This window comes from Hymenobacter coccineus (genome assembly GCF_001816125.1).
Taxonomy (GTDB): domain Bacteria; phylum Bacteroidota; class Bacteroidia; order Cytophagales; family Hymenobacteraceae; genus Hymenobacter; species Hymenobacter coccineus.
In genome coordinates this window covers 1-25,403 of the sequence record NZ_MDZA01000424.1, presented here as the reverse complement: position 1 = coordinate 25,403, position 25,403 = coordinate 1, and the positions used below count along the sequence as shown (strand labels likewise).

Here is a 25,403-nt window from a genome sequence, read left to right as displayed (position 1 = left end):
GTGGCGCACGCTGGCCGGCGCGGCCCCGTCGCGCGTGCGGCCGGGGCCCCCTACCTGGTGGTGCAAACCCTGGCCATCGCCCTGATGCTGTGCTGCCCACGGGCGCTTCGGTGCCAGTGTTCAGCTTCTTCTACGAGGCGGTGGAGCGCTACGGGCTGCTGCCAGCGCTGCTTACGCTGGTGCCGCTGGCGGCGGCCTACGTACTGGTGCTGGGGGCCCTGCTGGCCCTCACCAAGCGCTTCGTGGCGGGGCGGCAGCTGGCCGGCACGCTGCCCCTGTACAGCCTGGCCTACGTGCGCCACTGGCTGGCCGATGCCGTGCTGGCCCAGAGCTTGAACGTACTCAAGCCGGTGTACGCCACCATCTACGCGCCGTTCTGGCTGCGCCTGCTGGGCGCCAAGGTGGGCCGCCGGGCCGAAATCTCGACCCTCAACCACATCTCCGCCGACCACCTCACGGTGGAAGCCGGCGCCTTCCTAGCCGATTCGGTGAGCGTGGGGGCCCCGCGCGTGCAGCGCGGCCAGGTGGCCGTGGAAGCCACCGTGGTAGGGACCCGCACATTCATCGGCAACAGCGCGGTGCTGGCCGGGGGCACGGTGCTAGGCACGGGCCAGCTCGTGGGAGCCCTGTCCACGGCCCCGCCCGCGGGGGCCCCGGCCAATACGTCGTGGGTGGGCTCGCCGGCCTTTTTGCTGCCCAACCGGCCGGTGTCGGCCACGTTCACCGATGCCCTCACCTTCGACCCGCCCACGCACTTGGTGTGGGCGCGGGGCGCGATGGAGTTCTTCAAAATCACGCTGCCGTTTGCCTTCGTGTCGGCCACGTTTGCGGCCGTGTACCACTACTGCGCCTGGCACCTGCGCAACGGCTATCCGTTCTGGATCAGCGCGTTGCTGGGCACAAGCGTGCTGCTGGGCACCGTGCTGGCGCTGTCGCTGCTCACCGCCGCCACCAAGTGGGTGCTCATTGGGCGCTACCGGCCGTCGGAGAAGCCGCTGTGGTCGAGCTACGTGTGGCGCAACGAGCTGGTCAACTCGCTGTGCGAGAGCTACGTATTCCTGTACTGGGTGACGCCGCTGCTGGGCACGCCGTTCGCCACCTCGTTCTTCCTGCTCATGGGCAGCCGCATCGGCCACTCGGTGTACCTGGACACGACCGAAATCACGGAGTTCGACCTGGCCTGGGTGGCCGACCACGCCGTGCTCAACAACGGCAGCACCATCCAAACCCATCTGTTCGAGGACCGCATCATGAAGATGTCGACCCTGCGCATCGGGCGCTACGCCACGGTAGGCACCTCCTCCGTAGTGCTCTACGACTCCGTAATCGGGCCCGGCGCCACCCTCAAAAGCCTGTCGCTGCTGATGAAAGGCGAAACCTTGCCCGCCAACACCCGCTGGCAGGGCATCCCGTGCGCCTTCATCCCGGGGGGCGGCAACGGGTGAGGTTGGGTTGGTGTAGTGCTGTGGCTGACAACCGCTGTAATCGGCGTGTTAGCTCCTTCTTTTAAGGGCCTTCTTTAGGGCCGCTTGCTTTTGTATGCCGCTGTAAACAGCTAGAAAACCAACCTGAAGCAAGAATAGAATCCAGTACATAGGAAACCTAAGCCAGTTATACAGCAATTCAAAACCATCTACCGGAACACCAGGCGGCCGTCGAGTGCGGTCTAATTCTATCCAAATAGAAAGTATAGGTAACGCTAAACAGAATAACAGACCTATTGCAAATAAGGGCCAGCAGCCAAGTAAACTTAAGCTGTATCGTTTGACGTACATAGTGTTAACTATTATCACCAGTACTATTATGGCATAATCAAAATACCCGACGAGCATCGAGTCGAGGTAATCTGGAGCAGGCATGATGAAATAGGCGAAAAGGAGGCAGTAAACGTATCTATTTAAATAGTAAATAGTATTTATGGTGGTGTAAGCCACTGCACTTAACTAGCCAGCGACAGCTAAATTAAGTAGCTCATCAGAATTCCATGTCCTATAAGTGCTTCATTCCAGTTGCAATAAGCTTACAAAATTGGGAAGCTTACGCAACGCCAAGGCTTATCCCAGCAATCCATAAAACCACCCCCGCCACCCACCACATGCCCCCTCCTTTCGTGCACCTCTGGCACGCTGACCTGGCCGCCGAGCACCCCGCCTGGGGCCCTGCGGAAGCTGCGTTGTCCGAAGCTGAGCGGGACCGGCAGGCGCGCTTCCGCACCGAGGCGCTGCGGCAGACTTACGGCCGGGCCCACGGCTTTTTGCGGGCCGTGCTGGGGCCCTATGCTGGGCAGGGGCCGGCGGCGCTGATGCTGATGGCGCCCGTGCCGCTCGGCAAGCCGGCGCTACCGGCGCCGACAGCAGTGCAGTTCAACCTCTCGTACCGGGCCGGACGGGCGCTGCTGGCGGTATCGAACGAATGGGCCGTGGGGGCCGACGTGGAGGCCCTGCACCCGATGACCGACGCGCTGGCCCTGGTGCAGGAGCTGTTCTCGGGCCCCGAGCAGGCGGCCTTGCGCGCCACCGCGCCGGGGCCCCCTGGGAAACCCTGTTCTACACCATCTGGACGCGCAAGGAGGCCTACGCCAAGGCGCTGGGCATGGGCTTGGCGCTGCCGTTTGCGGAGTTTTCGGTGCTGGGGCCCGGGGCGGACGGGGCCCCGTGGCTGGCGGCGCCGGCGGGCGCGCAGCTGCTGGGCTTCGCGGCGGGGCCGGGCCACCAGGGGGCTCTGGCGGTGCTGGGGGCCCCGGCCGGCGTGGTGCCGCGCCATTTTAACTTCCCCGACGACCTGGGATTAATAGAAGAGGTCAACCCCAGCAGGTAACGCCGGTGCTGATAATTACGCGCCATGCTTATTCCAGCGCCCGCGCAGCCGAAGCATCTCTTCTGTGGGAGGCGCTTGGTGGTTGGAGCAGTTCGCCGGTGCGGGCGACAGGGAACAGCCTTCGGGCTGCTGCCCCAGTGGCTGGGGCTAGGCCCGGCCCCACGCACCCACCCAACTTTTACTGGGCCCGCCGGCGCAGTAAGTAGCCCACCTGGGAGCTGGTGGTGCTGGAATACGCCCCGTCCTTCGACGTTATGGTGCTGACGCTGATGCACTCCCAGCCCCGCAGGCTCATGTAGTTGAGCGCGCTTACCACGGAGCCGAGTTTAGCAACGGCTTCGTTATCCTGCGCCAATTGGGCATCCTGGATCGGTGTTTTTGCTTTTTGACCGTATTCTAGCTGCACCGTAGCACTGGCGTACGCATCGCCCCAGCTCACCAGCAAGCAGTGCTGGTAGGCCACAGGCACTGCCGCCACCGCAGGAACCGGGCTTTGCGCGAAAGCTGAAACGGTTGTGAATGCGAGCGTGCTGGCGAGAATAAGCGGTTTGAGCATACGAAGGCGGAATAATGAGGGCCCCAAAACTAATCCGTTGCCGGCAATGGCCGGCCAGGCGTTGCCATCGCCATGCTACTACCATCACTTCGGCTTCAAAGGGGCGGCACTCGGGCGGCGCGCACCCGCTGGGGCCTTTGCCGGGTCTAGCCCGGACCTTTTTTCAGTGGTCGAGCCAGGTTTTGAACTCGGCCACCCGCTCGCGGCTGATGATGACCTCGGTGAGGGGCAGGGGCAGCAACTGCACGCGCAGGCGGCTGCCGGCGTAGGTCCGGATGTCCTTCACGGCGGCCAGGCTCACCAGGTACTTGCGGTTGAGGCGGAAGAACTGGCGGGGGTCGAGCAGGTTTTCCAGCTGCTCCAGCGTGTAGTCAACGAGGAAGCGGTGCTGGTCGAGCCCCACCAGGTGAACGAACTTGCCATCGGCGCAGAAATAGGCGATTTCCTCCGTGACCTTGAACTGGAGCCGGTCGTTGTTGCGGGCCAGGAACCGGGTTTTGTAGGGCTTTTGAATTTGCTGAAACACGTCGGCCAGCTGCCGCAGGCTCCCCTCGGGCACGGGCGCGTATTCGGTGGTGAGGAGGCGCAGCTTTTCCAGGGCCCGGTGCAGATCGGCGTAGGCAATGGGCTTGAGCAGGTAGTCGATGCTCGTGACCTGGAAGGCCTGGAAGGCGTATTGGTCGTAGGCCGTGGTGAAGATGATGGGGCAGCGAATGGCGACCTGCGGGAAAATGTCAAAGCACAGGCCGTCGGCCAGTTGAATATCCAGCAGGGCCAACCGGGGCGGCGGGTTGTGGGCGAACCAGTGCACAGCGTCTTCCACCGAATCGAGCCGGCCCACCACCTGAATATCCTCACTGTAGCGATGCAGCAGGTTTACCAGTCCGTCGGCCGCCGTGGCCTCATCTTCAATCAGCACAACTTCCATCATAAATATCAAGGAGTGAGGTGAAGCAGGGGCAGGCGCACGGTGAAGCTGCTGGCGTCGCGCTCCACTTCCACGGGCTGCTGGCTTATAAAACCGTAGCGCCGCCGGATGTTTTCGAGGCCCAGGTTGGTGGAAGGCGGCACCGTGGGCTTGGGTTGCAGGGTGTTGCGCACCACCAGCTGCGCGTGGTTGGGCGTGGCAAACACCTCAATCAGCAGGGGCCGGTTGCGGGAGCTGATGTTGTGCTTAAGCGCGTTTTCGAGCAGCATTTGCAAGGCCACCGGCACGGTGTAGCAGCTGCGCAGGGCGACTGGCACCGTTATTTCGATGCGCAGGCTGCCCCGAAAGCGCGTCCGCAGCAGGTAGGCGCACGACTCCATAAACTCCAGCTCAGCAGCTACTTTCACTACTTCCTTCTCCTGGTTTTGGAGCACGTAGCGGTACACCTTGGAGAGCTGCTGCAAAAACTCGCCGGCCAGGTTCACGTCCTGGTACAGCAGGGCCGACAGCACGTTGAGGTTGTTGAACAGAAAGTGCGGATTCACCTGGTCTTTCAGGGATTGGAACTGGGCCTGTGAGCTGATTTTTTTGAGTTCTTCGGCTTCCACCTGGCTCCGCCGCAACTCATGCATGAAGAAGTAGGCCGCGTTTATGATATTCAGGAACAGGTTGATGCGAAACCCCACGTTCAGCATCAGCTTCATTCCCAACCGCACCTGCGCGGGCGGCAACGGGTGCAGGTAGCGGGCCAGCAGCAGCGCGGGCCCGCCCACCACCACCAGCGTGAGCGGCAGGCTGAGCAGGAAGCCCAGCAACAGCGGGTGCACGCGGGGCCCCACCACCCGCGAAATATTGGTTAAGTTTTGCTGAATGAGGCGGTTGCCTTCCCAAATCAACACCACGCTCAGCGCAAACAGCACCAGCGTGTAGGACTGCTCCACCGGCAGGCCGTAGTACGGCAGCGCCTCCATCAGCAGCACGCTCACGAAGGTGTACGCGGCCAGGGCCAGCATGTAAACGTACCGCAACCGGATGGAAAACAGCATGGGCTAGCAGGGATAATTGCCGGGCCCCCCGGGCAAAAAAGCGGCACAATGCGCGAAAACTCAACAGCCCCACCGGCTGCCCGCGGGCGGCCAATGGGGCTGTTTGGGCTAGCTACCAACCGCTGGCCACAGCCAGAAGTTTTGCTTGAAAGTGGGTCCCCGGCCTAGAGCGTGGGCAGCAGCACGCGGTCGATGACGTGCACCACCCCGTTGGTGGCCATAATGTTGGCCGAAGTGACGTTGGCATTGTCCGTACCGTTGCCGGCGCCGCGCACGGTCACGGTGCTACCCATTACGCCCACGGTGGCGGGGCCGCCCAGGGTGGTCACCACTTGGCCGTTGGTGAGGTCCGACGAGAAGGCCCGGCTGCCCACGATGTGCTGCTGGAGCACGGCCACCAGCGTGGCGTCGGGCACGTCGTTCAGGGTCGCGAGGCCAAGCTGCGTAAGCAGGGCGGCGAAGGCCGCATCAGTGGGCGCAAACACCGTCAGGTTGGCGCTGGGGTCTGCGGCAGTCGTCAGCAGGGCCGCGGCGGCCGGGCGCTGCAAGGCCGCCAATAGGGACGTGAACTGGGCCGGTGAGGCAGCGGCCTGGGCTATCACGACGTCGGCAATGGTGGCAGTGGGCGGCATCAGCACCCGGTCGATGGCGTGGATGACGCCGTTGCTGGCCGCCACGTCGGCCGTGGTGACGCTGGTCGCGCCGTTGAGGCTGACGGTGCTGCCGGTTCTAGAGGCGTACACCGTGTTGTCGTTGATTCCCGTGGCCGAGGCGGGCTTTTGGGTAACCTGGGCGCTAGGGCCCTCCGGAAAGTCGGCGGCGGCTTTGCGGCCGGCCAGTACGTGGTAGAGCAGAATATTGCGCAGGGCCGCAATTTGCGGGTCGCCGGCCGGAATGGCGCTGATGTTGGCGGCGGTATTGAACGGCGCACCCAGCTGGGCAAAGGCGGCGTTGGTGGGGGCCAGCACCGTGAACGGACCGGTGCCGCTGAGGGTGGCGGCCAAATCGGCCTTCGTCACGGCGGCCACTAACGTAGAGAAATCGGAATTGGCCTGCGCCACTTGCACGATGTTCTGCTCCGTGTTGGGAGCCGTGTTGTTGTCATCATCTTTGCTACAGCCAGTGGCCGCAAGGCCCATTAGCGCAACCAGCAGCACGGGTAAGCGCCGCCGCATAAAGGGAACAACGAGATTGGAGAAGAGCATGGGTAAACGTTGGTTAGTGAAGAGGAGCATTACGCTTTCTCAAACTGTGGTTTTTCCGCGACGGATTGTAACGCTGGCACCACCCAACAGATTTTAAGAGTGCACCGCCAGAAAAACGGAGTGAACCGTAGGCAATGGCCGCCTGGGGAGCCTGGCGCCCCAGATGCTGCCTACACGTGTTTCTGGCCACGCCGCGGCAGCAGCAGCCTCGCACAGGCGGTAGAGAGCATGGCGCGGTAGGCGAATACCGCGCGCCCTAGGGCGGCGCCTCGTGTGGGCCGATGAGGACTTTTGACCGTCGGCGCCGGCCAGCGCCCCCCGGGCACGGCCAGGGCCCCGGTGGTGGCTACCCGGCGGCACAACGGCACGGTGGTTGCCACGGTGCCCGGTGCCCGGTGCCCCGGCCGCGCCCCGCCCAGTGCTACGCGCTTACTTTGCCCCTCGCTTACGCCCGCTATTCGTTTTCCTGTGCCCCACGGGCCACTGCGTGGGGCCCCGGCGCACCGGCTCGGCCGCTGAGCTGCAGCGCCCAGCGGCCTATGCAAGCTTTCGGGCGGGCTTTACGTTTCGGTAGCGCGGGGCGGCGGCGGGCCCATCGGTGCGCAGCCATTTTGCGTATGGGGCCCCACTGGCCCTGTGCTCGTTACTATGAAAAAAATCTCCCTCCGTGTGTTACTGGCCGGCTTGCTGCTGGTGCTGTTGGCGGCGGGGGGCGGGGCGTGGCTGCTGGGCAGCCGCTACGGCCGGGCGCTCATCGCGCAGCGCGTGCGCCAGCAGCTGGCCAAAAACTCGGACCTGGTGCTGGGGCCCTTCGAGGTGGAGTTTTCGCTCTTGCGTGATTTCCCGCACTTCACCGCCTCGCTGCACCACCTGGCCCTCACCGACACGGCCCACGGCCGCGCCGAAACCGTGCTGCGCCTTGCCCGGGCCGATGCGCGCCTCGAACTGGGGCCCCTGCTGCACGGCCGCGTGCAGGTCACGCGCCTCACCCTGACCGATGGGGCCCTACGGGAGGTGGTGGACTCGGTGGGCCACAGCTGGGGGCTGCGCGGCAAGCGGCGGCCCGGCCCGGGCAAGGCCCCGGCGCTGGACCTGGGCCTGGACTCGCTCATCATCAGAAACTTCGCCATCGAGACGCGCAACGACTACATCCACAGCGCCATTGGGTCGCGGGTGCGGGTGGGGCGCCTGGCGGGCCGCCTGGCGGGCGGCGTGCTGCGGGTGCGGGGCCTGCTGGACGGGCAGCTTGAATTTCTGAAAAACCCGAGCGGCACCCTGCTGGCCCACGAGCCGGTGCGGGCCCGGGTGCGCTACCACTACACGTTCCGGGACCGGCAGGGCAGCTTCGACGACACGCGCTTCACGCTCAACGGCGACACCGTGCGCCTCAGCGGCACCCACACCGTGGACCCCGCGCGCCCCACCGGCACCCAGCTCGACCTGCGCTTTGCCGGCAACCAGCCCCTGCTGGCGGTACTGAACACGGCCCTGCCCCCGCGCCTGCGCCCCTACCTGGCGGGGGCCGTCAGCCCGAGCAAGGCCCAGATTACCTACCACATCCTGGGGCAAAGCGGGCCCACGGTGCGGCCCCGCACGCTGCTCTCGTTCAAGCTGCGCGACGCCAGCCTGGCCTGGCCCGACTCGGCCCGCCGCATCAACCACTGGGACCTGGCCGCCACCTACGACAACGGCCCCGGCCACCGCCCCGAAACCACCACCCTCACCCTCCAGCGCTGCCGCCTGTACTCGCCCGCCGGTCAGCTCGACGTGGGCCTGACGCTGCGCAACTTCCGGCAGCCCTACGTGCGCGGCCGCCTGAGCGGGCGCACCGAGCTGCCCGAGCTGGCCGCGTTGCTCACGCCGCGCGGCCTCTGGCAGGCCCGCCGCGGCACGGCAGCCCTCAACGTTACGTTCCAGGGCCTGCTGCGGCCGCCGCCCAACAGCACCCGGCTGGCGGCGTTGCAGCGCAACCTCGACGTGAGCGGCTGGGTGGTGCTGCGCAACGCCGAGCTGCTATTGCCCGCCCGCCACGCCCGCCTCGCGGCCCTGAACGTGCGCATCGGCATCGCCGACAGCGTGTGGCGGCTCAGCGATGCCTCGGGCGTGCTCGATGGGATGCGCTTCCAGGCTTCGGCCACCACCGTGCACCTGCTGGGCTACCTCACCGGGCAGTCGGCCACCACCACCATCCGCGGCGACTTTGCCGTGGACGACCTGAACGTGGGGCGGCTGCGCGGGCTGATGCGCCCCCCGGCGGGGGCCCCGGCGCGGCCCAACGCCCGCCGCCGGGCCCAGGCCCGTGCCGCCCTCATGGCCACGCTGGGCACCGGCCTCATCCCACGGGGCCTGCGCCTGAGCGTGGCCCTGCACTGCCGCCGCCTGCTGCTGCCCGCCGATACGCTCTCCGACCTGTTTGTGCGGGTGTACCACGACGGCCGCCAGGTGCGCCTCCAGGGCCTCACGGGCCGCATCTACGGCGGGGAGGTGCAGGGCAACCTGGCCTGGCCCACCGACACCGCCGCCACCGACGTGGCCCCCATCAACTTCCAGCTGTCGGTGCACTTCGGCACCCTGCCCTACCAGCAGCTGCTGGCCCGGCTGGCCCCCGTGCGCCGCCCCGCGCTAGGCAGCCCCGGGTACCGCAAGCGCGCCGCCCTGCCCGCTTTGCGCGAGCTATTGCTGACGGCCGACGGCCAGCTCGACTGCTTCATCGACGCCGTGCGCCTGCCGGATGGCCAGTCGCTGCGCAACTTGCGCCTGCGGCTCATCAAGGAAGACTCGCTGCTCGACATGCCCTACCTCACCGTGACGGTGCCCCAGGGCGGGCAGGGCCGCGCCTCGGCCTCGGCCATCGTGGACGACCTGCGCCTGACCGCCGCCGCCGCCGACGTGAGCCTGCGCTACGCCACCCTCGACGTGCAGCAGCTGCTGAAGCTGCTCGCCGCCCTCAACCCGCCCGATAGCCTCGTGACGCCTGCCAAGCGCGTGGCCCGCCAGGCCGCCCGCACCCGCCGGGCCAGCGGCCGCACCGCCCGCGGCCGGCCACGCACGGGCTCGATGCTAGCCAACGGCGTGCTCGTGGCCACCCTGCACGTGCAGGCCGACCAGGTGCGCTACGCCGCGGTGCGCGGCGGGCAGTTCCGGCTGGCGGCGCAGCTGCGCGATGGGGCGGCCCGCATCGACACGGCATCCCTCAACGCCTTCGGGGGCCGGGTGCGCCTGAGCGGCGTGCTGCACACCAACCTCGGCCGCGACCACCACCCGCTGCACGTGCAAACCAGCCTGGAGGACATCCAGCTCCCGGCGTTTTTCACCGTGGCCCAGGCCATGGGCCTGCGCGTGCTCGGCGGCGACAACATCCGGGGCACGGTGCGCCTCACCGGCGACCTGCGCACCGACCTGGACGCCACCTTTTTGCCCGGCTTCGACCAAACCCAAGCCTACCTCCAGGCCGACATCCGCAACCTGGAGCTCATCAACGTGGGGGCCCTCACCGAGAGCCTCCGGTTCATCCGCAAGGAGCGCAGCGGCCACCTCTACTTCGAGCCCGTGCGCACCCAGCTCATCCTCGACCGCGGCGAGCTGCTGATTCCGGGCCTGGAGCTCAACAGCAACCTGGCCAACATGGCCGTGAACGGCACCTACGCCCTCGACGGACGCGCCAACCTCTACGTGGGGGCCAACGCCATCCAGGCCCTGTTCGGCGACAACAAGAAGCGCATCGAGCGCATCCAAAATAACCAGCCCCTGGCCCCGCGCCCCCACCCCGGCCTCACCTACGTGAACCTGCGCCGGGCCAGCGGCGAGGCCAAGTACCACGTGCGCTTGTTCAAGAAAGAAGAGCAGCGCCAGCAGCAGGACCAGCTGCGCCTCCAGGCCCGCCAGTTCCTCGTCACCCAGCGCCTCGATACCACCCTGCGCCTGCTGCCCTAGCCTGGGGGCCCGGGGCCCCAGCCGGGCGCGCCCAGCCCGCGCACTTCGTCGTTTTGGCTAATACAAAGGGTGTTTTGATTAAACCAGCTTTTCGGGCGGCAGTGACCTTTGTACCGTCAATAAAACGAAAGCAATTTCATATGAAAGCGGTAAGAATCCATGCCTTTGGCGGACCGGAAGTCCTGCAAATAGAAGACGTAGCGCGCCCGGTACCGGCGGCTGATGAAATTCTGATCGAGGTGTACGCCAGCGGCGTAAACCCCACCGACTGGGCCATCCGGCAGGGCGGCAACGCGGTGCTGCGGCCCTACCTAACCCTGCCGATGACCTTGGGCTGGGACGCGGCCGGCATCGTAGCGGCAACGGGCAGCGGCGTAACTGCTTTTCAGGTGGGCGATGCCGTGTACGGGGAGCCCGATTTTCCCGGCTCCGGCAGCTACGCGGAGTATTGCGTGTCGAAGGCCAATCAATTCGCCCACAAACCAAAAAGCCTCCGCTTCAACGAAGCAGCGGGGGTGCCGCTGGCCGGGCTCACGGCCTGGACGGCCCTCTTCGCGCACGGCCAGCTCCGGGCCGGGCAGCGCGTGCTGATTCAGGGGGCCTCGGGCGGGGTGGGGAGCTTCGCCATCCAGTTTGCCAAAGCAAAAGGGGCCTACGTGATTGGCCTCGCTTCGGCCGGCAATCTGGCTTACCTGACGCAGCTGGGGGCGGATGAGGTAATTGATTACCGCAGCCAGCAGTTTGAAGAGCTGGTGCGCGACGTGGACGTGGTATTCGAAGCTTCGCCGCTGCGCGACAACGAGGAACGCCTGAAAGCGGTAACCGTTTTGAAAGAAGGCGGCATCCTGGTGAGCGTCAACGTCGACTTACCGTACAACGAGGCCGTGCTCGCCGCCCTGGCCAAGAAACAGGCCAAGGGCGAGCTGGCGGCCAACCAACCCCGGCAAGATTGGCTAACCGAAATAGCCCAATTGATTGATGCGGGCAAAGTAAAGGTGTTCGTCAGCAGGGTGTTTCCGTTGGAGCAGGTGGCGGAAGCGCACCGCGAAAGCGAAACCTGGCACGTCCGGGGCAAGCTTATCTTAGAAATCAAGAAAGAAACTGAGCCCGCGTAATGCACATCAAAACGATAAGCGAATTTCACGCGTTTCGGCATCTACCTAAGCCCCACCACCCGCTTATCAGCGTGCTGGACGTTGCAACCGTTCCGCAATTGGGCGCAGACGAGCCGGGCAGCCTGATCCTGGATTTCTACGCAATTTCCATCAAAAGAATCCGCAACGTCAACGTAAAATACGGGCAGCAGCCGTTTGATTTCAACGAAGGCATTATGTCTTTTATGGCCCCAAACCAAGTGTTCAGCATCGCGGTTGACAACAAAGGCGAGGAAATAACGCAATCGGGATGGGTGATAAACATCCACCCCGATTTCCTGTGGAATACGCCGCTAGCCAAAACCATCAACCAGTACGATTTCTGGGGTTATTCGCTCAACGAAGCGTTGTTCCTTTCGGCCAAAGAAGAAGCAACCGTTATAAATATTATTGCGGCTATCCAGCAGGAGTATCACGCTAACATCGACCGATTTAGCAAGCAAATAATTATCTCCCAGATTGAGGGTTTATTAAACTACGCGGACCGGTTTTATCACCGCCAGTTCATTACCCGGGAGAAGGCCAACCACCAGGTACTCGAACGGTTGGAAGTGTTGCTTCATAATTATTTCAACGGCGCTGATCCGGCAGAAAAAGGCTTGCTAACCGTTCAGTACGTGGCCGAGCACCTGCACCTTTCGCCCAAGTACCTAAGCAACCTGCTGCGCGCCCTAACCGGGCAGAATACCCAGCAGCACATCCATGCGAAGCTGATCGCAAAAGCCAAGGAAAAACTATCGACTACCAGCCTGACTGTGAGTGAAATTGCTTACGAGCTGGGGTTTGAGCATTTGCCATCGTTCAGCAAGCTATTCAAGGCCAAAACGAACCTGTCGCCTTTGGCATTCCGGGCTTCTTTTAATTAGCAGGAATTCCGCCCCGTTGGTGAGTTGCTGGGGCCCTAAGCGTGTAGCTTGGACTTGTAGTCCGAGCGCGAGCACAGCGAGCATCTTGCAACGGCAATCGTTGTATACCGCCTGCTCGCTGCGCTCGCGCTCGGACTCGCAGCGTCCACGCTACTGTTGGCCGTCGTCGGGCAATGACAGCCCGATGAGTACCATGCCCCAAAACATTGTGCCCACCACCAGCAGCACCATCTGCCGGCCGCTGAAGCCCGTGGGTTCGCGCAACGGCACGCCGTGCAGGCGCGGCAGGGTGCGGTTGAAGGCCTCGAACCCCGACACCAGGAAGCCAAAGGCCCCCAGCGACACCAGCCAGTACGGGTCGGGCAGGCGCGCGAACAGGCTGAGCACTACGTAGCCGCTGGCCGCGTTGCCGGGCGAAAAGCCAGCTGGGGCCCCCGCGCGCCGCGCCAACTCCTTGATACGCACCAGCAAACCGTAGATGGTGAACACGCTGAAGAAAGCCCGCGCCACGGGCCAGGTATCGTTCTACTCCCACTGCTTAAAAAACCGCCAGGTTTCGTACTGCCACCACAGGGCGTACACGCCGCCCGTGGCCGCGCACAGGGCCACGAACCGGCCGGTGCTCAGCAGCGCCTGCTCTTCGACGTACACAAGGGGCGGGTCAAAATAATTGTCGGCGGCAAGTGGGGCATCCATGGGGGCGGTAATGGCTTGAGCGGTGAGTTTACCAAAGAAACGGCGCGGCCGCTGGGGCCCCGCACGGGCCGGTGGTGGTCGGCGAAAATTGCTGTATTTGGGCTGAATAAGCCAACGGCGCGGCGGGCCCGCGCTGGGGCCCCGGCGTTTTCTTGGCGCGTTTGGGGGGATGGCGGCGGGCGGGGCCCGGGGAAAAAGAACACTGAATTTCGGTTGTTGCCAGGCGTTTGCCGTAAGCAGGGCCAGCTTATCCGCTCTTTATCTCTTTTCCTGATGTCAAATTTCACCGTCGAACGCCTCTCCTTCCAGCACCTTGCCGAATTGCCCAAAGCCTGGGACAATGCCGATTACAAGGCCCTGCTGGCCAAAATGGACTACGACAACCCCGAAGAAATAGCTGCCGCTGAGCTGAAGGCCATGTGCCAGATGTCCATCACCGACCTGGAGCCCGCCGACGCCGCCAAGCTCGTGCTGGAGTACCTGTTTGCCGACGAGCTGACGGAAGGCCAGCTCGACCAGCTCGCCCACCAGCTCCAAACCGAAAAGCTGTGGGAAGAAAACCCGCGCCTGGAAATGCACGAAGGCTTTTTCAACGTCACCCAGCTGCTCTACGAAGCCTACAACGGCAAATTCCCGCATCCGCAGGCGGTCGAGTTCAAGGTGAAAGTGACCGCCGCCGATGGGGCCGACCTGGCCGTGTTCGACGAAAAACCCGCCGCCCCGCTGCTGCGCCTGCTGGCCCCCGGCCTGTCCGACAGCGCCCTGCTGCACCGCCTCTTCGGCGACCAGCTGGCCGGCACTACCTTCGCCGAAGCCCCGTCCATCCTCTGGCAAATTGCGCCCAGCGAAAAAACCGCCACCAGCGTGGTGTTCGACGTCATTGCCTCCGATTACTGGCTCGAAGACTTCAAATACGCCGATACCTACGAGGCCACTACGCACGCCGACGAGGCGGCCGAAGCCGCGGAGTAACCCAGGCACCTTGGTAGGCTACGCTACCTAGTGCCTAAATGGTCAATCCACAACGACCAAAAAAGGCCTTCATGCTTCGTTGCATGAAGGCCTTTTTTATTTAAAGAATTGCTTAGATAGAAGCTGTTTACATAAAACCTATCAATCCCAACCACTACGCCCCGGCCGCGGCCTGACCGTAGCCGAGCAGTAGCACGACCACGCCGATGGCGAGGTACACGAGGAAGCGCTTGAGGTTGGCGGCGGGCTTTTGGTGGTCACACATACCGGCCCAACACGCGCGGCGGCGCGGGCGTTTCATGGGCCGCCCAGCGGCGGGGGCCGTACTTAGGGCCCCGTTCGCTTTTCCCCGTTTCCCATGACTCGTTTTGCCCTTGCGGCGCTGCTGCTGGCCGCCGTGGCTGGCCCCGCCGCCGCCCAAACGCCGGTGCCCACGCCCGCCCCGGCCCCCACCCTGCCCACCCGCGCCCAGGATTCGGCCTTCGTGCGCCAGCACTACCGCAAGCTCGACCGCCAGGTACCCATGCGCGACGGGGTGAAGCTCTACATCATCCTCTACGTGCCGCTGGATGCCGACCGGGCCCACCCCTACCCCCTGCTCATGGAGCGCACGCCTTACTCGGCCGGCCCGCGGGGCGAGACGAACTACCCCGTGCGCGGCCCCGGCCCCAGCCGCGAGCTGAGCGAGGAGAAGTACATTTTTGTGTACCAGGACGTGCGCGGGCGCTACCTCAGCGAGGGGCAGTTTGAGGAAGTGACGCCCGCCCTGGCGGCCGCCGCGCTTGGCAAGCCGCGCCGCGCCGGCGCTGGCCCCGCGCCCCACGACGAGAGCACCGACACCTACGACACCATCGAGTGGCTGCTCAAAAACGTGCCCGGCAACAACGGCAAGGTGGGCATCCTGGGCATCTCGTATCCCGGCTTCTACGCCACCGCCAGCCTACCCGGCGCCCACCCCGCCCTCAAGGCCGTGTCGCCCCAGGCCCCGGTCACGGACGAGTTTATCGGCGACGATGCCCGGCACAACGGGGCGTTTTTTCTGCTCGATAACTTCGATTTTACCAACTACTTCGACGTGCCGCGGCCGCAGCCCGTGGCCAAGTACGACGAGCTGTTCGACCTGAAAATCACCGATGCCTACCAGTTTTTCCTAAAGCTCGGACCTATCAAAAACGCCAACGCGCCGCAGTATTTCAACAACCGCGCCCGCATCTGGAACGAGTATTTGCAGCACGACACCTACGATGCCTACTGGCAGGCGCGCAACATCCGGGCGCACCTCACCGGCGTGCGGCCGGCCGTGCTCACCGTAGGCGGCTGGTACGATGCCGAGGACATGTACGGCGCGCTGCACACCTACCAGGCCATCGAAAAGCAGAACCCCGGCGCCACCAACCGCCTCGTGATGGGCCCCTGGACCCACGGCGCCTGGAGCCGCCCCGACTGGAGCAAATTCGGGCCTTACGACTTTGGCCAAAACACCGCCCAGTACTACCGCCAGACCCTGGAAACGCCGTTTTTCAACTATTACCTCAAAGGCAAAGGCACGTTTGGCGCGCCCGAAGCGACTATGTTTGACACGGGCCTGAACCAGTGGAAAGACTACCCAACCTGGCCCCCGAAAGTGGCGGCCAACCGTTCGTTTTACCTAAGTGAAGCTGGCCAACTCAGCAACACTATGCCCACTACCGGGGCCCCGGCCGACGAATACATCAGCGACCCGGCCCACCCGGTGCCATACACCGCCGCTATCCAGGGCGGGCGCAACAACGAGTATCTAATTGAGGACCAGCGCTTCGCCGCCCAGCGCCCCGACGTGCTCACCTACCAGACCGAGCCGCTGGCCGCCGACCTCACCGTGGCCGGGCCCCTGGGCGTAGACCTCTGGGTGAGCACCTCGGGCACCGACGCCGACTTCGTGGTGAAGCTCATCGACGTGCTGCCCGACGATGCCCCCGCCCCCATGCCCAACCCCCAGCGCCTGAACCTGGGGGGCGCCCAGCGCCTGGTGCGCGCCGACGTGTTTCGGGGCCGCTTCCGCAACAGCTTCGAGCGGCCCGAGGCGTTCCAGCCCAACGTGCCCACCGAAGTGAAGTACGAGCTGAACGACGTGCTGCACACCTTCAAAAAAGGCCACCGGCTGCTGGTGCAGGTGCAAAGCACCTGGTTCCCCCTCGTGGACCGCAACCCGCAGCAGTTCGTCAATATCTCCACGGCCGAAGCGGCGGATTTTAAAAAGGCCACTATCCGCATTTACCACGAGCCAGGCCACGCCTCGGCACTGACGCTGCCGGTGGTGGGGCCCTAAAAGCGGTTAGCATGTAGCGCGAACTTTGTAGTTCGCGGCTCTCGCTTCGTCCTGCCCGGTCGCCCAACGATTACCAGTTGGACGAAGCGAAAGCCGCGAACTACAAAGTTCGCGCTACACGCTAACGGCTCCGCTCTAGCCCTTTATTTACTGCACCCGCTGCACTCGCAGGTAGTCAAGCATGGCCTGGTTCACGGCGATGTTCATGTTGGTGTTGGCGGGCTCCAGGGCCAGGCGCAGGGTGTTTTTGCCTTTTTCGAGGCGTACCATGATGGGGTTGGTGAAGCCCCAGTTCGACCACTCGCCGGTGCCGCGCTGGGGCAATACCACAGTGCCGAGCAGGGCCCCCGCGCCGCTGCGCAGCGTGCGGATGGCGCACTTGTTTTCGGTGTTGATGGGGCCGTTGCCGTTGGCGTAGCGGAAATCGAGGGTGTAGAGGCCGGCCTCGGGCACCGTGACGGGGAGGACCAGGGCGGCGTTTTTGGTGACGCTGGTTTCCACGAAGCCCGCGCCCGTGAAGCCCTGGTAGGGCAGCTTCGACTTGGGTGCCACCGTGACGAGCGGCACCAGCTGGGGCGCCGCACCGGCCACGGCCACCGGCTCGCTGGCGAACGACTCCAGGCCCTGGGCGTCCACGGCCACCACTTGGTACTCGGCGAAGACGGCGGTGGGCACCGTCCAGCCGGTGGCCGGGTTGGCGTTGGTGGTGATTACCTGGGCGTTCTTCAGCACTTTATAGCTTTTCGCGCCGGCCACGGGGCCCCAGCTCAGGCGGTTTTTGGCGTAGGTGACCAGCGGCGTTTCGGGCGAAAACTGGTTGGCCACGCGGTTGACGGGCGCGGCGGCTGGAGCCTGGCTTTTGAGCACAATGCGCAGGGCGTGGCGGCCGGTGAGGGCGGCGGGCACGGCCGCGTCGGGCAGCGGCTGGCCGTCGAGCGTAATGGCCTGAATTTCATTGCCGAATCCGCTCATTTCTACATCCAGCACCGCCCCGCGGTAGGGGAAGTTCGTGAGCTTGCGGGGGCCCTGGAAGGCCTGCGGCACGAACGGCCGGAATACGAGCCGGTCGGTTTCGTAGTGCATCCCAAACAGCACTTTGTACACCAGCCCGAGGCTGCCCGACAGGCTCCAAAGCATGTTGGAGGAGTTGATTTGGGTGCCGGCGAAGTCGCCGGTGCCGGCCACGAAGTTTTCCTTGTTGGTGAGGAACAGCGCCGCCGGGCGGTAGATGGCGGCCATGCTTTCGGTGAGGGAGGCTTCATTGCCGGTTTGGGCGGCGGCCAGGGCCCAAAAGCTCTGCACGAAGGGCCACACGGCGTCGTTGTGGTAGGGCGGGATGCCCGGAATCTGGGGGTAGATGCAGGGCACGCCGAACGGCACGGTGGGCGTGCGCTCCACCACCGTTTTGGCCCGCGCCGCGTCGGCTACGCCGAAGTACACGCTCAGGGCCTCGCCCAACGCCTCGGCCCGCGGCGACGTGCTGCCGAACACGCGCCCGTAGCGGTACTGTCCGTAGTAGCCGGCTTTTTCGAGCCACAGGTACTGGTTCACGCCGTGGCGGATTTGGTTGGCCAGTCGCTCGTGGTCGGCGGCCACGTCGGCGTGGCCCAGCTGGCGGGCCATGGCGGCCAGCACGGTGTTGGCCTGGGCGTGCACGGCGTTGGTGCCCAGGTTCTCGCTCTGGTAAATGTCCACCGGCTGCATCCAGCGCGGGTAGGTTTGCTCGCGCCAGTCCAGAAACGACGATTCGCCGCGCACCAGGCCGGTTTCGGGGTTGTAGGCGTTCTGCACGTCGTCGGCAATCGACTGCTGCACAATGGGGTACACCTTACGTAGCCAGGCCTCGTCGCCGGTCACCTTGTAGATTTCCCAGGCCGCCACGGCCCAGATCACGCGGTCCGTCGAGCACGGGTAGGCCCCGCCCGTGCCCGTATCCTGGATGATGCGGCCCTGGGGCGACACCTTGCGGAGCAGGCTTTTCATGGCCGAGCGCGGCTGCAACGTGGCCTGGGCCAGGAGGATGGAGTAGCTGATGTCGCGCGTCCACACGCCCGCCCACTCCTTGCCGGTGCGGAAGGTGCTGTCGGGCTCCACGGCGCGGCGGGCTTCCTCCAGGGCCAGGTTGTAGAGGGCGTCGGCCAGCGGGTAGCCGGACGAATATTGCGGAAAATCGTCCGTTTTAATGGTCTGGTGCCACTCCTGGGCGGTGGTTTTGGCGGCCTCGGGCGCATTGAGCACCAGCGTGGTTTCGTAGATGCCGTCGCCGTCGGGGTCGTGCATTTCCAGCTCCGGCTTGTTCACCAGGTTGTCGAAGTCCCAGCTCAGCGGGGCCACATCACCGGCCACCAGCACGTGCTTCAGGTCCTGCTGGTAAATCTTCTCGCCCTTGAAGTTGGTGTAAAACCCGTCCTTCTGAAACGCCGCCAGCACGGGCCGCAAATCCAGCCGAATCTTCACCGGCGTACCCGGCGCCAGCGTGGCCCCGTCGGGCACCGCGGCGGCCTCGGCCCCCAGCTGGCCAAACACGATAACCGGCGTTTCCAGGGCCCCCACGCCCGCCGCGCCGGGGCCCCGCAGCGCCACAAAATGGTGGTCCTGGCCAGATGGCAGCTCGTTGTCCTTGCCGTTGATACTGAACTTGAAGGCAATGCGCGGGCTCAGGGCCCGGGCGGGGCTGTGGTAGTTGGACGATAGGGCGGTGGCCGAGGTGGCCGTGGCCCGGTAGGGGCCTTGCACCACGGCGTCGCGCAGCACGGAGTAGGCATCGGATTGCCAAACCGCGGCGGCGGTGGCGGCCGGCGCGGGGCCGGTGGCAGTCAAAGGTTTTTGCGTTTGGCAGGCCATCACCAACAAGTTGCCGGCCACAGCGGCCGGAAGTACCAGGTATTTCATGCCCGCAAAGAAACCCCAAACCCCCGGGGCTCCTCGCCCTGGGCCCCAGTTTGGCACGGTATTTTAGTAGATAAGCTTCAATAGGCAATATTTTCTTCCGCCCGGTAGTTAAGGGGGCGGGCCCGGTGTTGGCCTTCACGCGCTTTTTTACCCTCATCCTAATCACCCGTCCCATGCCTCGTTTTCTGCTGCTGCTGTTTTGCGCGTCGTGCGCCTGGCTGGCCACCCCCGACGCGGCCGCCGCGCCCCTGCGCCACCGCTACCCCACGCCCGGCAACCACCGCCCAGTGTACACCTATTACCACGGCGGGGGCAGCCCCCACCGCAAATTCAGCCTCTTTGGCCACAAATCGGGCTCCCACAAAGTGAAACCCCACCGTCCCAGCCGCCACCGCGGCACGCGGTAGGGCCCCGGCCAATTACTTGTCAAGCAACAAAAAAGCCCCGCCGGTTGGCGGGGCTTTTTTGATTAAACGACTGGCGTTTAGCGCAGCGTAATAAGCTTCGTCCAGGCCCCTACCGTCACGCTGGCGGAGTTGTCGCAGGTCTGCGTGCCGCTGGGGTCGTAGTCGAGCACGAGGGTGCTGCCCTTGTCGTTGGCCAGCGTCAGGGTGCCGGCCACGTAGTACTTATAGCAGTCGCCGCGCTTGATGAGGGGCTTGGTGATGGTGGCCGTGTAGCCGACGCCCCGGCGATTGGTGCCCGCCGCCTGGCCGCTCACGCTGTACACGTCGTCGGCTACCTGGGGCGTGCCGTAGCCGGCGGTGCGGGTGTAGGTGCGCTGGGCCGTCCAAGAGCAGGTGCCGCCGTTGTTGGCGTAAATAATGCTGCCGTTGGCCACGTCCACCGAAAACGAGCCGTTGCCAAGGTCGGTGAAGGTGCGGGTGGCCGTGTGCTGGTTGTCGTTCACGAAATAGTTCTCGCGGGTGACGATGGCCCCCGCGTGGCGGGTGAGGTTAGCGCCGGTGAAGCGCACCACAATTTGGCCACGGCGGTAGCGCCCGTCGGGGCACAGGCAGTTGGTGGGCCCAAAGTCGATGGTGAGCGTGCGGGTGGCGGCCACGTAGGTGCGGGTGCCGCAGGTGCCGTACACGCGCACCAGCTCGGCGAAGCCGGCCACGGCGGGCGAGCCGGTCTGGGTTTCGTCCTGGGGCGCGGCGGCCGTCATGATGTCGCCGCTCAGGGCGGTTTCGCTTTCGGTGGTGCTGTTGTCCTCGGCGGTGGTCACGTCCTGGTCGGGCGTCACGGCGTCGGCTTGGCGCTTGCAGCCCGAGGCCAACAGCAGGCCGCTGGCCAGGCCGGCCAGCGCAAAAGAACGAGCAGAAATAAGGTGCATGAGTAAAAGAGAATAAAGGGTGAAGCAAGAAATAATCTGGCGGTTGGATAAGCTTAGCAAATGCAAGTTTAACCCATTAACCAAAAGATTTTTACCTCCTCTAAATCCTTCTATTTTAAGCTGTTTAGGCACAAAAGCACCACGTTATTTCCGCGCAAATCAGGCGTATGTGCCAAGTACCCAGGGGGCATACGCAAAGTACCCGGGGGCCATACTTCCTGCATGGGGGCCCCGGGTACTTTGCGTATGGGGCCCCGGGCGCCGGCGATAACCAGCGTTGCCAAGGGCCCCAATTAGGCGGGTTCTACTTCAATTCGAGCACCACTACCGACTTGGCGGGCAGGGTCACGGCGAGCTTATCGCCGCGCTTTTTGGCTCCGGTAAAGGCCGCCAGCTTCACAGTATTGGGCTTGTCGAAGGTGTTGTAGTCGCTCACGCTGGCTGAGGTCAGCACGCGGCCGGTCACGGTTTTGAAGCGCACGCCGGTCAGGGCTGTTTCGATACTCAGGGCGTTCTTGGGGTCGAGGTTAACCAGCGAAATATGCACCGCGCCGCTCTTGTCCTTGGAGGCCGAGGCGTTCAGGGCCGGGATTTTTTCGCCGCCAAAGGCGTACTCGGGGCTTGTGAATTGCAGGGGCAGGTACTCCGCGTCCTGGTGCACCTGGTAGAGGTCGAACACGTGGTAGGTGGGCGTGAGCAGCATTTTTTCCTTGTCCGTGAGCACCAGGGCTTGCAGCACGTTCACGGCCTGGGCCAGGTTGGCGCCTTTCACCCGGTCGCAGTGGTTATTGAAGATGTTGAGCGTGGTGCCGGCCACCAGCGCGTCGCGCAGCGAGTTTTGCTGGTACAGGAAGCCGGGGTTAGTGCCGGGCTCCACGTCGGTCCACACGCCCCACTCGTCCACTAGCAGGGCTACCTTCTTGTCCTTGTCGTACTTGTCCATAATGGCACTGTGCTTGGTCACAATGGCGTCCATTTTCAGGCAGTTGCGCATGGTGCTGAAGTACATGTCCTCGCCAAAGCCGGTGGCCTTGCCCTTGCTGCCGCTCCAGCTGCCGGTGGGCAGCGTGTACTGGTGCAGGGTGAGGCCCCACATTTGGTTGAGGGGGATGTTTTTCATGCACGTTTCGGTCCAGTGCACATCGTCGCCGTTGGCCCCGCTCACAATTTTCTTCAGCCGGGTACCGGGGTAGTCGTGGGCGAAAGTGGCGTAGCGCTTGTACACGTCGGTGTAGTACTCGGCCGTCATGTTGCCGCCGCAGCCCCAGCTTTCGTTGCCAATGCCCCACCACGATACTTTGTAGGGCTCGGGGTGGCCATTTTTGCGGCGCTCCAGCACCATGGGCGTGTCCTCGTTCGAGTTGAGGTACTCCATCCAATTGCTCATTTCCTGCACCGTGCCGCTGCCCACGTTGGCCGCCAGGTAGGGCGTGGTACCCAGCAGCTGGCACAGCTCCAGAAATTCGTGCGTACCGAAACTGTTATCCTCCAGCGTATTACCCCACCACAAATTCAGCATTTTGGGGCGTTGGGCAGTGGGCCCCACCCCGTCGTGCCAGTGGTAAGTATCGGCAAAGCAGCCACCGGGCCAGCGCAGGTTGGGCACGTTTATCTTCTTGAGCGCCTCCACAATATCGAGCCGGATGCGGCCCTGCTGGGGCACGTTCAGCCCCGGCTCGGCCCAAAAGCCGCCGTAGATGCATCGCCCCAGGTGCTCGGCAAACTGCCCCTGGATGTCCTTGCTAATGACCAGGTTGGGATTACCGGCTTGCACCGTCATGGGCACCGTGGTTTGGGCCAGGGCGGGGGCCCCGGCGCTGGCCAGCGCCAAGGCTAGGGCCCGGCGGCGAAATAAGGAGTTGGGAATCATGGGGAGGAAGGGTGATGGGATTAGGTAATTCGACGATTCACAGGTAGCGCACCTGGTAATTAAGCAAGATGGAAAGAGACAAAATCTTAGATTAACGATTGTGTTAATGGGCCGCATGAAGTAGCTCGTTGTGCGCCGCACCACGCTCTGCCAATCTTGAGCCCCGCTTTTATCAACCCCCTCCCTCTAAAACAGAAGTGCAGAGCCAAAACTAGTTATTTGTTTTGACTCTGCACTTCTGTTTTTCAACAAACCAGGGGCCCTAGTCGCCCTTGGCCACTACTTGCTTTTTCTCCACTTCCGGGTCTTCGGGGTGGCCGGCGAGCACGCCCTGGGCGCGCTTCACTACGTTCTCCACCGTGAAGCCGAACTTCTCAAACAGCAGCTCGGCCGGGGCCGAGGCGCCGAAGCGGTTCATGGCGATGATGCCGCCCTCGTCGGTTGTGTACTTGTGCCAGCCAATGGGCGAGCCGGCCTCGATGGCCAGGCGCTTGCGCACGGTGGGCGGCAATACCTTCTCGCGGTAGGCTTTATCCTGGTGCTCAAACAGTTCCCAGCTCGGCATACTCACTACGCGGGTAGGTGTACCGTCCTGCTCCAGCACTTTCTGGGCCTCCATGGCCAGGGCTACTTCCGAGCCGGTGGCGATGAGGATGAACTGCGGCGTACCGTCTTTGGCCTCGCTCAGGATGTAGGCGCCCTTGGCCACGCCTTCACGGGCCGAGCCTAATTTGGTCTGGTCGAGAATCGGCAGCTTCTGGCGCGAGAAGATGAGCACGACCGGCGACTTGGGCGTGGTCATGGCGATGCGCCAGGCCTCGGTGCTTTCGTTGGCATCGGCGGGGCGCAGCACCACAATGTTGGGGATGGTGCGCAGGGCCAGCACCTGCTCCACCGGCTGATGGGTGGGGCCATCTTCGCCCAGGCCAATGCTGTCGTGGGTGAATACGAACGTAGCCGTGCTCTCGGCCAGGGCCGTGAGGCGGATGGCCGCGCGCATGTAGTCGCTGAAAGTGAGGAACGTGCCGCCGTAGGTGCGCAGTCCGCCGTGGTGGGCAATGCCGTTCATGGCCGCGCCCATGGCGTGCTCGCGTACGCCCCACCACACGTTGCGGTTGGCGGGGTGCGCGGGCTGGAAGCTGTCGCTGCCCGACTTGTCCATCTCGTTCGACGAGGCCAAATCGGCCGAGCCGCCGAACATAAACGGCACCGACTTCTTGATGGCGTCCAGGGCTTTACCCGAAGCCTGGCGGGTGGCCAGCTCGCCATCGGCGGGCGTGTACACGGGCAGGTCCTTGTCCCAGCCCTCGGGCAGCTTGCCTTCGAAGGAGAGCTTGAACATATCGGCCTCATCCTTAAAGGATTCGGCGTAGGTGGCAAAGTCTGCCTCCCACTGCTTTTGCAGCTCGGCACCCTTCTCGCCGGGCTGCTTGAGGTGGTCGTACACCTCCTGCGGCACCTGGAAGCTCTGCTCGGGGTCGAAGCCGTAGAACTTCTTGGTAATCTTTACATTCTCGGGGCCCAGCGGCGAACCGTGCGACTTGTTAGTCCCGGCCAGCGGTGAGCCGAAGCCGATGATGGTCTTTACGGCGATAATTGAGGGCCGATCCGTCACCGACTGCGCCACCTTAATGGCGTTCTCGATGGCGTCGAGATCGTTGCCGTCCGTGACGTGCTGCGTGTGCCAGTAGTAGGCATCGAAGCGCTTCATTGGGTTCTCGGTATAGGTCAGGTTGGTGGGGCCATCGAGCGAGATGTTGTTATCGTCGTAGAGATAAATCATCTTGTTCAACTGCAAGTGACCCGCTAGCGAGGCCGCCTCCGAGGCGATGCCTTCCATCAGGTCGCCGTCGCTCACCAGCACGTAGGTGTAGTGGTCCTGCACCGGCGCGTGGCCTTCCTTGTTGTAAAGTGCGCCGAGGTGCACCTCGCTCATGGCCAGGCCCAGGCCGTTGGCGAAGCCCTGGCCCAGGGGCCCCGTAGTGACCTCGATGCCGGGCGTGATGTGCGACTCGGGGTGGCCCGGCGTCTTGGAGTCCATCTGGCGGAACTGCTTCAAGTCCTCCAGACTCAAATCGTAGCCGTAGAGGTGCAATAGGCTGTAGAGCAGCGCCGAGCCGTGGCCGGCCGAGAGCACGAACCGGTCCCGGTTCGGCCACTTGGGGTCTTGGGGGTTGAAGCGCAGAAAGCGCGACCACAGTACGTAGGCCATCGGGGCGGCGCCCAGCGGCAGGCCGGGGTGGCCTGAATTGGCTTGCTGCACCATATCCACCGACAGCAGCCGGATGGTGTTGACGCTCAGCTCGTCAATCGAAATTTTAGGATTGCTCATATTTTTTTTCAAGCGAATGGGTGACGCCGTAAAGAAACGCAACGCAGAATACCCACGCTGCCTTTGCTTACGGATATTTTTCCACTGGGTAGCAGCGTGGACGCTGCGAGTTGGCGCGTGGCTGCGTTGAACAACGTTTCCACGCACCGACCCGCAACGCCCGCGCTACCAGCCTAGATATACTGATTGATGATGCTTTCCAGCCACTCCTGTTTGCCGCTGCGGGGCGTGGGCTCGCCCGACTCGTGCGCGATTTTGCGCAGGTCTTCCAGCGTGAGGCCGCCCTGGGCGAACTCTGCGCCCTTGCCCGCGTCGAACGAAGCGTAGCGGTCGGTGCGGAACTTCTTGTAGGCCGACTTTTCCAAGATGGCATCGGCCGTGACGAGGGCGCGGGCAAACGTGTCCATGCCCGCAATGTGGGCCACAAAAATGTCCTCCAAATCGGTCGAGTTACGGCGCGTTTTGGCGTCGAAGTTGATGCCGCCCGGCGTG

The 25,403-nt window shown here is 64.0% G+C and carries 18 protein-coding genes and 1 pseudogene; 8 read left to right on the top strand and 11 right to left on the bottom strand.

Annotation, left to right across the window (positions count from 1 at the left end; translation table 11 throughout):
• Positions 1-89 precede the first annotated feature (89 nt).
• Together BEN49_RS20835 and BEN49_RS31050 are read left to right on the top strand one after the other, a co-directional pair.
• Positions 90-1,445: a hypothetical protein gene (locus BEN49_RS20835; RefSeq protein WP_070746346.1), complete on the top strand. Its 1,356-nt coding sequence runs from the start codon at positions 90-92 to the stop codon at positions 1,443-1,445.
• A gap of 967 nt (positions 1,446-2,412) precedes the next feature.
• A complete protein-coding gene (locus tag BEN49_RS31050) occupies positions 2,413-2,817 on the top strand; it encodes a 4'-phosphopantetheinyl transferase family protein (RefSeq protein WP_083326316.1) in 405 nt (134 codons plus the stop codon).
• Between the two features lie 178 nt (positions 2,818-2,995).
• Here BEN49_RS31050 and BEN49_RS20820 read toward each other — a convergent pair whose 3' ends face one another.
• The 4 genes from BEN49_RS20820 to BEN49_RS20805 form a co-directional block, all read right to left on the bottom strand.
• Entirely contained in the window at positions 2,996-3,373 is a 378-nt protein-coding gene (locus tag BEN49_RS20820; protein ID WP_070746343.1) for a hypothetical protein, read from the bottom strand.
• 163 nt (positions 3,374-3,536) lie between these two features.
• Positions 3,537-4,304, bottom strand: a complete 768-nt coding sequence (locus BEN49_RS20815; RefSeq protein WP_239692036.1) for a LytR/AlgR family response regulator transcription factor — start codon at positions 4,302-4,304, stop codon at positions 3,537-3,539.
• A gap of 5 nt (positions 4,305-4,309) precedes the next feature.
• Complete coding sequence (locus tag BEN49_RS20810; RefSeq protein WP_083326315.1) at positions 4,310-5,347, bottom strand: sensor histidine kinase; 1,038 nt, start codon at positions 5,345-5,347, stop codon at positions 4,310-4,312.
• Between the two features lie 164 nt (positions 5,348-5,511).
• Positions 5,512-6,552: a fasciclin domain-containing protein gene (locus tag BEN49_RS20805; protein ID WP_158023021.1), complete on the bottom strand. Its 1,041-nt coding sequence runs from the start codon at positions 6,550-6,552 to the stop codon at positions 5,512-5,514.
• Between the two features lie 648 nt (positions 6,553-7,200).
• Here BEN49_RS20805 and BEN49_RS20800 point away from each other — a divergent pair.
• The 3 genes from BEN49_RS20800 to BEN49_RS20790 all read left to right on the top strand — a co-directional run bounded on the left by BEN49_RS20800 (position 7,201) and on the right by BEN49_RS20790 (position 12,505).
• Complete coding sequence (locus tag BEN49_RS20800; RefSeq protein WP_070746340.1) at positions 7,201-10,485, top strand: AsmA-like C-terminal region-containing protein; 3,285 nt, start codon at positions 7,201-7,203, stop codon at positions 10,483-10,485.
• Positions 10,486-10,625: 140 nt separating this feature from the next.
• A complete protein-coding gene (locus BEN49_RS20795; protein WP_070746339.1) occupies positions 10,626-11,600 on the top strand; it encodes an NADP-dependent oxidoreductase in 975 nt (324 codons plus the stop codon).
• A complete protein-coding gene (locus tag BEN49_RS20790; protein WP_070746338.1) occupies positions 11,600-12,505 on the top strand; it encodes a helix-turn-helix domain-containing protein in 906 nt (301 codons plus the stop codon). Before BEN49_RS20795 ends, BEN49_RS20790 begins: the two co-directional genes overlap by 1 nt.
• Before the next feature lie 150 nt (positions 12,506-12,655).
• Here the strand turns inward: BEN49_RS20790 and BEN49_RS20785 are convergent, their stop codons facing one another.
• Positions 12,656-13,015 (bottom strand): hypothetical protein, encoded by a 360-nt coding sequence (locus tag BEN49_RS20785; RefSeq protein ID WP_070746337.1) that lies wholly within the window; start codon positions 13,013-13,015, stop codon positions 12,656-12,658.
• A 15-nt stretch (positions 13,016-13,030) separates the two neighbouring features.
• A complete protein-coding gene (locus tag BEN49_RS28395) occupies positions 13,031-13,201 on the bottom strand; it encodes a hypothetical protein (RefSeq protein WP_158023020.1) in 171 nt (56 codons plus the stop codon).
• A gap of 273 nt (positions 13,202-13,474) precedes the next feature.
• Here BEN49_RS28395 and BEN49_RS20780 point away from each other — a divergent pair, with 273 nt between their 5' ends.
• Together BEN49_RS20780 and BEN49_RS20775 are read left to right on the top strand one after the other, a co-directional pair.
• Positions 13,475-14,173 (top strand): hypothetical protein, encoded by a 699-nt coding sequence (locus BEN49_RS20780; protein WP_083326313.1) that lies wholly within the window; start codon positions 13,475-13,477, stop codon positions 14,171-14,173.
• A gap of 358 nt (positions 14,174-14,531) precedes the next feature.
• On the top strand, positions 14,532-16,481 hold the full coding sequence (locus tag BEN49_RS20775) for a CocE/NonD family hydrolase (RefSeq protein ID WP_083326312.1): 1,950 nt from the start codon (positions 14,532-14,534) through the stop codon (positions 16,479-16,481).
• A gap of 147 nt (positions 16,482-16,628) precedes the next feature.
• Here the strand turns inward: BEN49_RS20775 and BEN49_RS20770 are convergent, their stop codons facing one another.
• On the bottom strand, positions 16,629-19,373 hold the full coding sequence (locus BEN49_RS20770; RefSeq protein ID WP_070746336.1) for an MGH1-like glycoside hydrolase domain-containing protein: 2,745 nt from the start codon (positions 19,371-19,373) through the stop codon (positions 16,629-16,631).
• A gap of 173 nt (positions 19,374-19,546) precedes the next feature.
• Here BEN49_RS20770 and BEN49_RS20765 point away from each other — a divergent pair, with 173 nt between their 5' ends.
• The gene (locus BEN49_RS20765; RefSeq protein WP_125917076.1) at positions 19,547-19,780 is read left to right on the top strand and encodes a hypothetical protein; all 234 of its coding nucleotides are present in this window, start codon (positions 19,547-19,549) and stop codon (positions 19,778-19,780) included.
• 77 nt (positions 19,781-19,857) lie between these two features.
• On the opposite strand, the gene BEN49_RS20760 is transcribed toward BEN49_RS20765, so the two are convergent.
• From BEN49_RS20760 to BEN49_RS20745, 4 genes and pseudogenes are all read right to left on the bottom strand, one after another.
• Positions 19,858-20,709 carry a hypothetical protein gene (locus tag BEN49_RS20760; protein WP_070746334.1) on the bottom strand — a complete coding sequence of 284 codons (852 nt, stop codon included), beginning with the start codon at positions 20,707-20,709 and terminating at the stop codon, positions 19,858-19,860.
• A 304-nt stretch (positions 20,710-21,013) separates the two neighbouring features.
• Positions 21,014-22,579: an alpha-N-arabinofuranosidase gene (locus tag BEN49_RS20755; protein WP_070746333.1), complete on the bottom strand. Its 1,566-nt coding sequence runs from the start codon at positions 22,577-22,579 to the stop codon at positions 21,014-21,016.
• 262 nt (positions 22,580-22,841) lie between these two features.
• Positions 22,842-24,911: a transketolase gene (gene tkt / locus BEN49_RS20750; RefSeq protein ID WP_070746347.1), complete on the bottom strand. Its 2,070-nt coding sequence runs from the start codon at positions 24,909-24,911 to the stop codon at positions 22,842-22,844.
• A 173-nt stretch (positions 24,912-25,084) separates the two neighbouring features.
• A pseudogene (locus BEN49_RS20745) lies at positions 25,085-25,403 on the bottom strand (xylose isomerase); the annotation flags it as partial.